9 protein-coding genes and 1 pseudogene are annotated in these 14222 nt (G+C 65.6%); 7 read left to right on the top strand and 3 right to left on the bottom strand.

Annotated features, from left to right (window positions below; all coding sequences use genetic code 11):
- Nucleotides 1-130: 130 nt before the first annotated feature.
- On the bottom strand, nucleotides 131-1084 hold the full coding sequence (locus AKN84_RS40280) for an aminoglycoside phosphotransferase family protein (protein ID WP_050425912.1): 954 nt from the start codon (nucleotides 1082-1084) through the stop codon (nucleotides 131-133).
- Between the two features lie 143 nt (nucleotides 1085-1227).
- Entirely contained in the window at nucleotides 1228-2547 is a 1320-nt protein-coding gene (ugpB, locus tag AKN84_RS40275) for a sn-glycerol-3-phosphate ABC transporter substrate-binding protein UgpB (RefSeq protein ID WP_050425921.1), read from the bottom strand.
- A 206-nt stretch (nucleotides 2548-2753) separates the two neighbouring features.
- On the opposite strand from ugpB, the gene AKN84_RS40270 reads away from it, so the two are divergent.
- The 6 genes from AKN84_RS40270 to AKN84_RS40245 all read left to right on the top strand — a co-directional run bounded on the left by AKN84_RS40270 (nucleotide 2754) and on the right by AKN84_RS40245 (nucleotide 12457).
- Nucleotides 2754-3743, top strand: coding sequence for a TRAP transporter substrate-binding protein (locus tag AKN84_RS40270; RefSeq protein ID WP_050425911.1), 990 nt, complete (start codon nucleotides 2754-2756; stop codon nucleotides 3741-3743).
- A 97-nt stretch (nucleotides 3744-3840) separates the two neighbouring features.
- Entirely contained in the window at nucleotides 3841-5844 is a 2004-nt protein-coding gene (locus AKN84_RS40265) for a sensor histidine kinase (protein ID WP_050425920.1), read from the top strand.
- Entirely contained in the window at nucleotides 5814-7559 is a 1746-nt protein-coding gene (locus AKN84_RS40260; protein WP_050425910.1) for an ATP-binding response regulator, read from the top strand. The genes AKN84_RS40265 and AKN84_RS40260 overlap by 31 nt, the downstream gene beginning before the upstream one ends.
- Complete coding sequence (locus tag AKN84_RS40255; RefSeq protein ID WP_050425909.1) at nucleotides 7556-8293, top strand: response regulator; 738 nt, start codon at nucleotides 7556-7558, stop codon at nucleotides 8291-8293. The genes AKN84_RS40260 and AKN84_RS40255 overlap by 4 nt, the downstream gene beginning before the upstream one ends.
- A gap of 247 nt (nucleotides 8294-8540) precedes the next feature.
- Nucleotides 8541-11582, top strand: a complete 3042-nt coding sequence (gene polA / locus AKN84_RS40250; protein ID WP_050425908.1) for a DNA polymerase I — start codon at nucleotides 8541-8543, stop codon at nucleotides 11580-11582.
- Nucleotides 11583-11821: 239 nt separating this feature from the next.
- Nucleotides 11822-12457 (top strand): LysE family translocator, encoded by a 636-nt coding sequence (locus AKN84_RS40245; RefSeq protein WP_050425907.1) that lies wholly within the window; start codon nucleotides 11822-11824, stop codon nucleotides 12455-12457.
- 232 nt (nucleotides 12458-12689) lie between these two features.
- Here the strand turns inward: AKN84_RS40245 and AKN84_RS40240 are convergent.
- Nucleotides 12690-13315: pseudogene (locus tag AKN84_RS40240) on the bottom strand (glutathione S-transferase family protein).
- Between the two features lie 225 nt (nucleotides 13316-13540).
- On the opposite strand from AKN84_RS40240, the gene pyrE reads away from it, so the two are divergent.
- Nucleotides 13541-14104: an orotate phosphoribosyltransferase gene (pyrE, locus tag AKN84_RS40235; protein ID WP_050425906.1), complete on the top strand. Its 564-nt coding sequence runs from the start codon at nucleotides 13541-13543 to the stop codon at nucleotides 14102-14104.
- Nucleotides 14105-14222: the final 118 nt, after the last annotated feature.

Here is a 14222-nt window from a genome sequence, read left to right as displayed (position 1 = left end):
ATCCGCGTTTGCGGCCTGATGGATTGCTTCGCGGAGCCTGTCATCCGGCGGCGCCTTGCGCCGACCGGGTGGCTCGCAATGACGGCTGGCAGCCCCCCATAAGGGAAGAGCGCCCTTTGACGCAGCAGAACTAGTCCGGCCAGATCAGTTCCTGCAACTGCACGAAGTCATCCACCCGGTCCGGCCAGCTCGTGATGCAGATGTGGCGGAGCGGATCGCTGGCCCAGTGCAGCATCATCAGCGCCATCAGCCGCCGCTTCAGCGTGAACGTCACCTCGCTGCGCGGGATGCCGAAGCCGTCGAACAGGCTGCGCACCCTTCGCGGATGCCCGGCGGCCATGAACGCGCTGGGACCGAGCAGATCGTACTCGCCCCACCCGGTGCGGACATCGCCGAAATCGAACAGGCCGGCGACATGCCAGCCGTCGGCGCGGCGCCCCAGCAGGAAATTCTCCGGGATGTACTCGCCGGTCAGGATCACCGGCGGCGCGTGCATCGGGATCAACTCGGTGGCGTCACGCAGGAGATCGTCGAGCGAGGTGAGGAATTTCGCCGGCAGGCCGAGCCGCTCGTGCCGTGCCCGGCACTGCGCGATCTGGCCGCGCATGAAGGCATCCCAGCGCGGCTCGATCGCCAGCAGGCTGCCGGGCGGCACGCGCTGCACCTCGGCGATCACGGCACCGATCTCGCCGAGCACGCGCTCCCGCTCGGCTTCCGACAGCGATGGCCAGACCTCCGAGCCGACGGTGCCGGCGAGGTGCGTGATGACGAGATAAGGCCAGCCGTCGCGCTCGCCCTCCGCGATGAGATCGGGAATCGGAATGCCGAGCCGTCCGCGCAACGCAGCGAGCGCGCCGCGCTCGGAGACGAATTGCGGGCGCAGGAACGGCGGAAACAGCTTCAGGATCAGGTCGCCGTCGAGTCCGACAACGAGGTTGGTGCCGGTCGAGAACACATGCGGCCTACCCCAGGAGAGCCCGTGGCCATCGGCAATGTCGCGCGCGACCGGCAACCAGCGCGACGTGTCGCCGCGCCAGGCGCGGTAGGTGTCGTAGGCGGTGAGGGGTGGAAGTTGCGAGGTCATGCAGTGGCGTCATTGCGAGCCACCCGGTCGGCGCAAAGCGCCGCCGGATGACAGGCTCCGCGAAGCAATCCATGCTTCGGCATACACGGAGGGATGGATTGCTTCGTCGCTTCGCTCCTCGCAATGACGAAGGGGATGCATCATCACCGATCCGGATTGGCGCGCTCGAACTGGCGCAGCAGGCGGTTGCCGCGCTCGACGGCGTTGTCCATCGCGGCCTGCGCCGAACGCTTGCCGGCGAACACCTGCTCGAGTTCCTCCTCGATCACGTCGCGGACCAGCACGAACGAGCCGAGGCGGACCCCCCTCGACTTGTCGGTCGGCGGCTTCAGCGTGACCTCCTCGATCGAGATCGAGGCGCCGGGATTGCGATCGTAGAAGCCCTGCGCGCGGCTGAGATCGAACGCGGCGCGGGTGATCGGCAGATAGCCCGTGTTCTGATGCCAGGCCGCCTGCACCTCGGGCCGCGACAGATAGGCGAAGAACTTCGCCACCCCGGCATATTCGGCGCGCGGGCGGTCGCGCAGCACCCACAGTGTCGCGCCGCCGATGATCGAGTTCTGCGGCGCGCCCTGCACGTCGGCCTCGTACGGCATCATGCCGTAGCCGACCTCGAATTTCGAATTGGCCTTGATGTCGGCGCGGGTGCCCGACGAGCCGATGAAGATGCCGCACTCGCCCTTCTGGAAGCGCGGCTCGGCCGCCTGCCCGCGGCCGCTGTAGTCGAACGACTTGTCGGCCTGCCACTGCGCGAGCTGCGCGATATGACGCACCACGATCGGGTTGTTGAAGACCAGCTGCGCGTCGAGCCCGGCAAAGCCGTTGGCCCTGGTCGCGATCGGCAGATTGTGGAATGCGGAGAAGTTCTCGACATTGATCCAGGACGGCCATGACGTGGTGACGCCGCACATCGCGCCGGCCGCGCGCAGCCGCTTCGCCATCGTACCGAGCTCGGCCCAGGTCTTCGGCGGCTGGCTCGGATCGAGCCCGGCGGAGCGGAACATATCCATGTTGTAGTAAAGGATCGGCGTCGAGGCGTTGAACGGGAACGACAGCATGTTGCCGTCGACATCGGCGTAGTAGCCGGCCACTGCGGGCAGATAGGCCGATGGCGCGAACGCCTCGGACTGATCGCGCATCAGCTCGAACACCGGATAGATCGCGCCGCGCGCCGCCATCATGGTTGCCGTGGCAATCTCATTGACCTGAACGATCGCCGGCTGGCTGCGCGAGCGGAAGGCGAAGATCGCCGCGGTGACGGTCTCGGTGTAGTTGCCCTTGTAGGCGGGCACGATCCGGTAGTCGGATTGCGAGGCGTTGAAGTCGGCGGCGAGCTTCTCGAGCTGCTTGCCGAGCTCGCCCGACATCGCGTGCCACCACATGATCTCGGTAGCCGCTTGCGCAGGCGCCACAAGCAGAAGGGTCACGACGACGAGATGCAAGAGCTTCAAGGCGAGCTTCAAGGCGAGCTTCAAGGCGAGCTTCACGACGAGTCGTTCCCGGATGCCAACACGCCGTCATACGGCGCTACAACCGCAGATTCAATCGACACGGCAGGTTGCAGTGCCAAATTAACGTTTGGCCGATGGGCGAACCATCGCCATTCTGCTAAAAGCGTTGAACCTTTTCCTCCCGCCCTGGACACAAATCACAAGGGGAATTGTAGCCTGTGTATCGCCGCGCCGGCCTTTCGCGGACAATAACGCTTGCCGTCGCGCTGTCATGGGCAGCGGTTTCGGCGAGTGCTTTTGCGCGCGAGTTCCGCACCGCCGACACCCAGAATGAAGACTATCCGACCGTCCAGGCGCTGAATTACATGGACCGCCTGATCGCCGAACGCACCGGCGGCCGGCACCGCATCGTGGTCTTCCATTCCCGCCAGCTCGGCGAGGAAAAGGAGACGCTGGAGCAGACCCGGGCCGGTGCCATAGATCTGAACCGGACCAATGTCGCGCTGATCGGGACCATGGTGCCGTCCGTCAACGTGCTGGCGATGCCGTTCCTGTTTCGATCGCTTGAGCACCTGCAGCATGTGCTGGACGGGCCGATCGGCAACGAGATCCTGGGCAGTCTCGAGGACCACGGCTTCGTCGGGCTCACCTTCTACGATTCGGGCGGCCGATCGATCTATAACAGCGTGCACCCGGTGCGTTCGCTCGACGACCTCAAGGGGTTGCGGCTGCGCGTGCAGCAATCCGAACAAATGTCGGATATGATCCGCGCGCTCGGCGCCCAGCCGGTCCAGATGGCCTACGGCCAGGTGCTGACCGGGCTTGCCAACCGGCTGATCGACGGCGCCGAGAACAACTGGCCGTCCTTCGTCACCACCGGCCACTACAAATATGCCGGCTATTACACGTTGACCCAACACACCGTGAGCCCCGAAGTGCTGGTGATGTCGCGCAAGGCCTGGGCCAGCCTCTCGCCGGACGAGCAGACCATCTTCCGCGACGCCGCGCAGCGCTCCAGCCTTTACATGCGCGAGAAGTGGCGGGAGCTCGAGGAGCGCTCGCGCAAGCAGGCGGAGCTCGCGGGCGTCCAGGTCGTCACCGACTTCGACCGCAAGCCGTTCGAGGCGGCGATGGCCGGCATCTATGCCAAGGCCGAGCGCGATCCGGCGATCGCAGCGCTGATCGAACGCATCCGCAGCGTGGAGTGACCGGATCTTGGACGCACCCCAACAGGACGGGACGAAGCGACGGCGGGCGGCCTTCGGGCCGCAGGGCCGCTTCCGCATCGTCCAGTTGCTGCGTGCGGTGCCGATCCGCTGGCGCATCCTGTCGATCGCGCTGCTCAATTCCGCAGTCGTGATCGTGCTCGCGGTGCTGATCTGGAACGGCTCGAAGGTGCTCGGCTCGGCCTGGGATGATGTCCGCCAGGTGCGGGAATCCGACAAGATCCTGGCCAAGCTCGAAAGCGAGACCAGCCGGCTGCAGAACCTGATCCATCGCTACATCAACCAGCCGAGCCCGGACCTGTTCGCGGAAATCCTGCTGCTGCGCGAGGCCGTGCTCGGCACGCTGACCAACCGCGCCTCGACCGACCCGATGCTGTCGGGCTCGGTCGAGCAGCTCGAACGCGCCACCAGCCGCTTCCTCGACGGCTTCGGCGAATTGCGCACGGTGCAGACCAAGATCTCCAAGACCTATGACGAGCAGGTGCTGACACCGACCAGGGACATGGCCGGGCTGTATTCGATCATCGAGGGCGCCACCGGCCATCGCGACGCGCTGATCTGGCCGGCGCTCGGCAAGTCGCGCGAAGCGTTCACCTCGCTCTTGGTCGCCGCCAATGCCTACTACCTCTCGCTGGCCTCCTCGTCGGCCGAGGAAGCCCGACGCAACATCGATACGATCGAGAAGACGATCCCGGTCATGACCGATCTGGCCGAGAACGATCTGCAGCGCATGGCGCTGGCGCGGCTCAAGGTCAAGACCGCCGAGCTGCGCGACGGCCTCGGCAAGCTGAGCGAGCAGCTCACCAACCGCACCGACCTGTTGCGCAACTCGATCGACGCCAGCCAGGCCGACGCGATCGGCGCGATCGACGATCTCTCGGTGAAGATGCGCCAGCGCGAGCAGAAGGCGCAGGAGACGTTCGACAAGACGCTGACGTCGATCTCGCGCCGGGTGCTGTCGATCGCGGTGATCTTCCTCGGCGTCATCATGTCCGCCGGCGTGATGATCGCATTGTCGATCCGGCTGCCGCTGGCGCAGATCATGGCCGCGATGCGCACCATCACCTCGGGCGATCTCGACCGGCCGGTGCAGGGCACCTCGGCCAAGGACGAGGTCGGCGCGATGGCGCGCGCCGTCGAGGTGTTCCGCGAGAATGCGATCGCCAAGCGCAAGACCGAGGACGAGCTGCGCACCGCCAAGGAGAAGGCCGAGAGCGCGCTGCTCGAGCTCAACACTGCGCAGCAGAACCTGATCGATGCCGAGCGCCTCGCCGCGCTCGGTGGCCTCGTTGCCGGCGTCGCCCACGAGGTCAACAATCCGATCGGCATCAGCCTGACGGTCGCCTCGAGCTTTGCCCGCCGCAGCGAGATGTTCGAGAACGATTTGAAGACCGAGCCGCTGCGCCGCTCCAGGCTCGACGACTTCGTGCGCGCCTCGCGTGACGCATCGCAGCAACTGGTCTCGAACCTGCAGCGCGCCGGCGAGCTGATCCAGTCGTTCAAGCAGGTCGCGGTCGACCGCTCGCATGCCGAGCGGCGTCAGTTCTCTTTAAGCGAATCCACCGACCAGATCGTGGCGAGCCTGCGGCCGGTGCTGAAGAAGGCCGCGATCGCGCTGTCCGTCGATGTGCCCGACGGCTTGCTGATCGACGGCTATCCCGGCGCCTATGGCCAGATCTTAACCAATCTTTTCCTCAACGCGGTCAATCATGCCTTTGCCGACGGCCGCTCCGGCAACATCACGATCTCGGCGCGCGGGCGCGGCGCTGACGATGTCGAGATCATCTTCGCGGACGACGGGGCTGGCATGACGCCGGACGTGCAGCGACAGGCGTTCGACCCGTTCTTTACGACGCGCCGCAACGAAGGTGGTACGGGCCTCGGCCTCCATATCGTCTATAACCTCGTCACCCAGCAGCTCGGCGGACGCATGATGCTGGAGTCAAGGGTAGGACAAGGCACCACTTTTCGCATTATCATGCCCAGGATCGCCAAGGGGGCTCCCATGGGCGAGCCCACGATCACTGACGCAGCAGCCGACGGAACCAGTCAATGGCCGAACAGGACGATGTCCTCCAACTGATCGACGATACCGAGAGCCCCTCGGAGGACTCGTCGGCCCGCAAATGGAAGATCGCCGTGATCGACGACGATCACGCCGTCCATGAGGGCACCCGTTTCGCGCTGAGCGACTACAACCTGAACGGCGCGACGCTCGAGATCCTCTCGGCCTATTCCGCGGCAGAAGGCCGCACGCTGATGCGGGACAATCCCGACATCGCGGCCGTGCTGCTCGACGTCATCATGGAGACCGACGTCGCCGGCCTCGAGCTCGTCGAATACATCCGCAACGAGATCAAGAACGAGACCGTCCGCATCATCCTGCGCACCGGCCAGCCCGGCCAGGCGCCGGAACGGCGCGTCATCGTGCAGTACGACATCAACGACTACAAGGCGAAGACCGAGCTCACCGCCGACAAGCTGTTCACCTCGCTGACCGCGGCGCTGCGCAGCTACCAGCAGCTCGAGCGCATGGTGCAGACGCGGCGCGGGCTCGAGATCATCATCGACGCCGCCTCGACGCTGTACGACTTCAAGTCGATGCAGCGGCTGGCCGAGGGCGTGCTGACCCAACTCGCCTCGCTGCTCAATGTCGATTGCGCCGGCATCCTGGTGCTGCGCGACGACGGCAACGCCGCCGCATGCGATTTCTCGGTGCTGGCCTGCTCCGGCTGCTACAGCCGCTTCATCGGCACCACTTCGTCGAAGGCGCTCGATGCCGACCTCAGGCACATGGTCGAGGAAGCATTCCAGCGCCGCAAGAACGAGTTCGCCGACCACCGCAGCGTGCTCTATTCGCGCACCGGCTCTGGCCGCGAGGTCGTCGTGCTGCTGCAGGCCGAGCGCCAGCTCTCCGACACCGACCGCGCGCTGGTCGAGATCTTCTCGAGCCGGCTGTCGATCGCGTTCGACAATGTGATCCTGTACCAGCAGCTGCACGAGGCCAACACCCAGCTCGAGGACCGCGTCGCGCAGCGCACCCGCGCGCTGATGCAGGCCAATCGCCGGCTGTCGGCGCAATGGCTGCGGCTGCAGCGCGCCAACGGCTTCAAGAACGAGATCCTCGGCACCGTCGCCCACGACTTAAAGAATCCGCTCGGCGTGATCCTCGGCCGCACCGAGATGCTGACCGAACTGATCGGCGCCGGCTCGCCGAAGGAAAACGTCACCTCGCAGGTCGAGCACATCAGGGACGCCACCAAGCGGCTGACCTCGATGGTCGATCACCTGATCTCGGATGCGATGGCGGACGCCTTCGACATCACCATCCGCCGCGAGCCGGTCGATGTCGCGGCCCTCGTCAACGAGGTCACCGAGGCCAATCTGCCCTCGGCCGTCAACAAGCAGCAGAGCATCTCGGTCTCGGGGCCGCAGCACTTCGTCACGATGTGCGACGCCGACCGGATCCGCGAGGCGATCGACAACCTGGTCAGCAACGCCATCAAATATTCGCCGATCGGCGGCAAGATCACGGTCGCGGTCAGCCACGAGGGCGACGACACCGTGATCCGGATCGTCGACCAGGGCCCCGGCCTCAGCCCGGAGGACCTCAGCCGGCTGTTCGGCCGGTTCCAGCGGCTGTCGGCCAAGCCGACCGCGGGCGAAAGCTCGACCGGCCTCGGCCTTTCCATCGTCAAGCGCATCATCGACATGCATGGCGGCCATGTGACCGCGCAGAGCCCGGGCCCCGGACAGGGGTCGACCTTTACGGTTACACTGCCGGCGACAGAGACATGAACCAGAACCCGCATATCTTCATCGTCGACGACGAGGCGCCGGCCCGCGAGATGGTCGGCGATTACCTCAAGATGCACGGCTTCGGCGTGACGCTGTGCGACGGCGGCAAGAGCCTGCGCAAGGAGATCGAGAGCAGCACGCCCGATCTCGTGGTGCTGGACCTCAACATGCCCGAGGAAGACGGGCTGTCGATCATTCGCGACCTCAAGAGCAAGATCAACGTCCCCGTCATCATGCTGACAGCTACTGCCAGCCCGATCGACCGCGTGGTCGGGCTCGAGCTCGGCGCCGACGATTACGTGGCCAAGCCCTGCGAGCTGCGCGAGCTGATGGCGCGGATCCGCTCGGTGCTGCGGCGGAGCGGGCCGGCGAAGTCGGCCGCGCCGGAACCGGCGAGCGCGAAGGCCGAAAAGGAGCAGCTGGTGCGGTTCGGCACCAAATGGCTCGACCTCGAGGCCCAGGCGCTGCGCGACGACGAGGGCAATGAGCACCCGCTGACGGCCTCCGAATTCGGGCTGCTGAAAGTGTTCGCCGCCAACCCGAAGCGGGTGCTGTCGCGCGAGCGGCTCTTGGAACTGGCCAATGCACGCGACGCCGAAGCCTTCGACCGCGCCGTCGACCTGCGCATCATGCGCATCCGCCGCAAGATCGAGTTCGACCCGACCAAGCCGTCGGTGATCCGGACCATCCGCGGCGGCGGCTATCTGTTCTCGCCGACCGGGGATAAGGCTTAGCTCGTTCCGGTTCTATCCCCGTCATCGTTCTACCTCCGTCATCCTGAGGAGCCGCGAAGCGGCGTCTCGAAGGATGAACGGCCCGGCCGTGGCCGATTTATCCTTCGAGGCTCGCTGCGCTCGCACCTCAGGATGACGGGACTACGCCTGTGCATCCTCATCAAATTCATCGAATTCGCTGTGCGGCGCGCCCGGAATCCACACACGTAAGGCTGTCATTCTCCGCAAAAATCCCTAAGTTTCGGCCATGCCGAAAACAGCCTCCAAAGACCCCGCCAAGCCCGCTCCGAAGACCGCCCCAAAGCCTGTCGCTGCCAAAGCTGCGGCGAAGGGCGACCATGTCTTTCTGGTCGATGGTTCGTCCTACATCTTCCGCGCCTACCACGCGCTGCCGCCGCTCAACCGCAAGTCCGACGGGCTGCAGGTCAACGCGGTGCTCGGCTTCTGCAACATGCTGTGGAAGCTGCTGCGCGACATGCCCGAGGACAACCGGCCGACCCATCTGGCGATCGTGTTCGACAAGTCCGAGATCACGTTCCGCAACAAGCTCTATCCCGATTACAAGGCGCACCGGCCGCCGGCGCCCGACGATCTGATCCCGCAATTTGCGCTGATCCGCGAAGCGGTGCGCGCCTTCGACCTGCCCTGTCTCGAGCAGGCGGGCTTCGAGGCCGACGATCTGATCGCGACCTATGCGCGGCAGGCCAACGAGCGCGGTGCGAGCACGACCATCGTGTCGTCGGACAAGGACCTGATGCAGCTCGTCACCGACAAGGTCGTGATGTACGACACGATGAAGGACCGCCGCATCGGCATCCCGGAGGTGATCGAGAAATTCGGCGTGCCGCCGGAGAAGGTCGTCGAGGTGCAGGCGCTGGCCGGCGACTCCACCGACAACGTGCCCGGCGTGCCCGGCATCGGCATCAAGACCGCAGCACAACTGATCATCGAGTATGGCGATCTCGATCAGCTGCTGTTCCGCGCCACCGAGATCAAGCAGCCGAAGCGGCGCGAGGCGCTGCTGGAGAATGCCGAGAAGGCGCGCATCTCGCGCCAGCTCGTGCTGCTCGACGACAAGGTCGATCTCGAGGTGCCGCTCGACGACCTCGCCGTGCACGAGCCCGACTCGCGCCGGCTGATCGCCTTCCTCAAGGCGATGGAATTCACCACCCTCACCCGCCGCGTCGCCGATTATGCGCAGATCGACCCCGCCAATGTCGACGCCGATCCCGGCAACAAGAGCGGCGCCAGCGTGTTCTCGCCGCTGCCGCCGTCGAACGTGACGCCGGCGCCTGGCGACGCACCGACAGCCGGCGCGGCGGCACCACCTGCGAAGGCCAAGCCGACCGGCGCGCGCGACGACAAGAACTCCAACCGCAAGGGCACGCCGGCGACGCTGGCCGAGGCCCGCGGCGAGGCGATCCGCAAGACCGGCTTCGACCGCAAGCTCTATCAGGCGATCGGCAGCCTCGACCAACTCAATGCCCTGATCGCGCGAGCGCACGACACCGGCTACATCGCGATCGAGGCGATGTCGGAATCGATCGACCCGATGCAGGCCGAGCTGTCGGGACTGGCGCTCGCCGTGGCGCCCAACGACGCCGGCTACCTGCCGCTCAACCACAGAGAGGCCGGCGGCGGCGCCGGCCTGTTCGATGCCGGCCTCGCCCCCGGGCAGCTTAAGACCGCCGATGCGCTGAAGGCGCTGAAGCCGCTGCTGGAGTCCGCCGGCATCCAGAAGGTCGGCTTCAACGTCAAGTTCACCTCGGTGACCTTGGCGCAACACGGCGTCACGCTGCGCAACATCGATGACGCGCAGCTGATGTCCTATGCGCTGGATGCCGGCCGCGGCTCGCACGCGCTGGAGGCGCTCGCCGAGCGCTGGTTCGGCCATGCCGTCGTCAATTACGGCGGCCTCGTCGGCAGCGGCAAGGGCAAGCTGACCTTCGATCAGGTCACGATCGACAAGGCGACCGAATACGCGGCCGAGAGCGCCGACGTGATCCTGCGGCTGTGGCGCGTGTTGAAGCCGCGCCTCGTCGCCGAACGGATGACGACGGTGTACGAGACGCTGGAGCGGCCGCTGGTCTCGGTGCTGGCGCGAATGGAGCGCCGGGGCATCTCGATCGACCGCCAGGTGCTCTCGCGCCTCTCGGGCGATTTCGCCCAGACCGCGGCGCGGGTCGAAGCCGAGATCCAGGAGATCGCCGGCGAGCCGGTCAATGTCGGCAGCCCGAAGCAGATCGGCGACATCATCTTCGGCAAGATGGGATTGCCGGGCGGCACCAAGACCAAGACCGGCGCATGGTCGACCACCGCGCAGGTGCTCGACGATCTCGCCGAGCAGGGCCACGAATTTCCGAAGAAGATTTTGGAGTGGCGCCAGGTCTCGAAGCTGAAATCGACCTACACCGACGCGCTGCCGACCTACGTCAACCCGCAGACCCATCGCGTCCACACCACCTACGCGCTGGCCGCGACCACGACGGGCCGGCTGTCGTCGAACGAGCCGAATTTGCAGAACATCCCGGTTCGGACCGAGGACGGCCGCAAGATCCGCCGCGCCTTCATCGCGACGCCCGGGCACAAGCTGGTGTCGGCCGACTACTCGCAAATTGAATTGCGGCTGCTCGCAGAGATCGCCGACGTGCCGGTGCTGCGCCAGGCATTCCGCGACGGGCTCGACATTCACGCGATGACCGCCTCCGAAATGTTCGGCGTGCCGATCAAGGACATGCCGAGCGAGGTGCGGCGCCGTGCCAAGGCGATCAATTTCGGCATCATCTACGGCATCTCGGCGTTCGGCCTTGCCAACCAGCTCGGCATCGCGCGCGAGGAGGCTTCGGCCTACATCAAGAAATACTTCGAGCGCTTCCCCGGCATCCGCGCCTATATGGACGAGACCAAGGACTCCTGCCGCCGCAACGGCTATGTGACGACGCTGTTCGGCCGCAAGATGTACTACCCCGACATCAAGGCCTCCAACGCCTCGGTGCGTGCCTTCAACGAACGCGCCGCGATCAATGCCCGCCTGCAGGGTACCGCGGCCGACATCATCCGCCGCGCCATGATCCGGGTCGAGGATGCGCTGACCGAGAAGAAGCTCTCGGCGCAGATGCTGCTGCAGGTGCATGACGAACTGATCTTCGAGGTGCCCGACGGCGAAGTCGCGGCGACGCTGCCGGTCGTGCAGAAGGTGATGCAGGACGCGCCGTTCCCGGCCGTGATCCTGTCGCTGCCGCTGCAGGTCGACGCGCGGGCGGCAAACAATTGGGACGAGGCACATTAGAGTCCACCTCGCTCCGCTCTCTCATCGTCATTCCGGGGCGTGCGAAGCACGAACCCGGAATCCATCGGACCGCATAACGTGTGGATGAATGGATTCCGGGTTCTCGCCTGCGGCGAGCCCCGGAATGACGATGAGAGACCGGGGCGAGGTGCAAACCACATTGCTCCGAGAGCAATTCCAGCATGGCCGCGTCGCAGACGACACGCTAGAAGTGCGTGCATCCCCTCGCGAGACCCATCATGCCCCACACATCCGCCCTGCTCGGCTTTGCGCTCGTCTGCCTCGGCATGGTGCTGACGCCGGGACCGAACATGATGTACCTGATCTCGCGCTCGATCACGCAGGGGCCGGCGGCCGGCATCGTCTCGCTCGGCGGCGTCGCGCTCGGCTTCGTGTTCTACATGCTGTGCGCGGCGTTCGGCATCACAGCGCTGCTGTTCGCGATCCCCTACGCCTATGACGCGCTGCGCTTTGCCGGCGCTGGCTATCTGCTGTGGCTGGCATGGCAGGCCGTGAGGCCCGGCGGCCGCTCGCCGTTCCAGGTCAAGGCGCTGAAGATCGACGGCCCGCGCAAATTGTTCGCGATGGGCTTCCTCACCAATCTGCTGAATCCGAAGATCGCGATGCTTTATCTGGCGCTGCTGCCGCAGTTCATCGATCCCACAGGCGGCAGCGTGCTGACGCAGTCGCTCGCACTCGGCTCGATCCAGATCGTGATCAGCGTCAGCGTCAACGCGATGATCGCGCTCGCTGCGGGCTCGATCGCAGTGTTCCTCGGCACCCGCCCGACCTGGCTGCTGGTGCAGCGCTGGCTGATGGGCACGGTGCTCGCAGGGCTTGCGATGAAGATGGCGCTCGAGGCAAGGAAGGCCTAGCGATGCAGCGTAGGATGGGTAGAGCGCAGCGAAACCCATCAACTTCGTGCCGTGCGTTGAGATGATGGGTTTCGCTGCGCTCTACCCATCCTACGATTCTTCCTTCTCCCTTGTGGGAGAAGGTGGCGCGGACGCAGTCCGCGACGGATGAGGGGTCTGCATCCGCGGAGAGAACCCCTCACCCGCCCTCGTTTCACTCGGGCACCCTCTCCCACAAGGGGAGAGGGTGAGTTCAATCCAGCTTCGCCTCCATCCCGCGCTTCGTTGCGGGGCGGGCCATCAGGGTCTCGTACCAGCGCTTGACGTTGGGGAAGTCGGCGAGGTCGACCTTGTGGCGCGGATGGCGCCAGGCCCAGCCGAGGATGGCGAAATCGGCCACCGAGAGATCGCCGGCGACGTACTCGCGGCCATCCAGCCGGCGGTCCAGCACGCCGTAGAGCCGCCGCGTCTCGGCCATGTAGCGCTTCAGGCCGTAGGCGCGGTCCTGCTCATTCTCCAGTGCGATGAAATGATGGACCTGGCCCGGCATCGGGCCGAACCCGCCCATCTGCCACATCAGCCACTCGTAGACCGGGATCCGCTCGCTGAGCGACTTCGGCAGGAACTTGCCGGTCTTCTCGCCGAGATAGAGCAGGATCGCGCCGGACTCGAAGATGCTGACCGGCTTGCCGCCGGGACCATCGGGATCGACGATCGCCGGGATCTTGTTGTTCGGGCTGATCGCGAGGAAGGCGGGCGCCATCTGCTCGCCCTTGCCGATGTTCACCGGGATCACCTTGTAGGGCAGCCCCATTTCCTCGAGCGCCACCGAGATCTTGCGCCATTCGGCGTGTTCCAGGTGTGCAGCTCGATGGTCATTTCCGCTTCCCTCGCAAGTGTTTGGCCAAATGTTTAGCCGAGTGGTTGGCCGAGCGTTTGGGCCTGCTTACGGGGATCGAGACGGCCGCACAACCGCGCTTTCCGGAAAGCTCGCCCGCGGAAATGGCGGCGTAGGCGCTGTTGACGGCCCGATTTCCGCGCTGGAATGTGCCGGTCAGCGTGGATAGATTGCCGCCCGCCTCAAACCCTCAAGGGAAAAAGTCTTTGTCCAAATCAGCCTCCCGCGCCCGCCTCGCCGAGATCATCCGCAAGCGCTCGTTCGGCCGCGGCGAGATCACCTTGGCGTCGGGCCGCAAGAGCGACTTCTATTTCAACCTGAAGCCGACGATGCTCGATCCCGAGGGCGCGGCGCTGCTCGCTGAGCTGACCTATGAGGCGCTGAAGGACGACAAGCTCGATTTCGTCGGCGGACTCGAGATGGGCGCGGTGCCGCTCGCCGGCGCCATCGCGCAGCTGTCCTGGTTGAAGGGCCACCCGATCGCCGCCTTCTTCGTGCGCAAGAAGCCGAAGGAGCACGGCGCGAAGCTTTCAGTCGAAGGGCTCGCCAAGGGCGAGAGTCTCGCCGGCAAGCGCATCGTGATCGTCGAGGACGTCACCACGACCGGCGGCTCGGCCCTGAAGGCAGTGGAAGCGGTGCGCGAGGCCGGCGGCGAGATCGCGCTGGTCTTCACCATGGTCGACCGCGAGGAAGGCGCGACCGAGACTTTTACCAAAGCCGGGTTGCAATTCCGCGCGCTGTACAAGGCCGGCGAGTTCCTGAAGGACTGACGGCTTCAATTCTCCCTCGCCCCGCTCTTGCGGGGAGAGGGTTGGGGTGAGGGGCTATGTCTCCGCAATTGTGATCGTCGAGGGACCTGTACCCCCTCACCCGGATCGCATCTGACGA

This window comes from Bradyrhizobium tropiciagri, from assembly GCF_001189845.1.
In the GTDB taxonomy this organism is placed as follows: Bacteria; Pseudomonadota; Alphaproteobacteria; order Rhizobiales; family Xanthobacteraceae; genus Bradyrhizobium; species Bradyrhizobium tropiciagri.
This window is presented reverse-complemented; position numbering and strand designations above follow the sequence as displayed.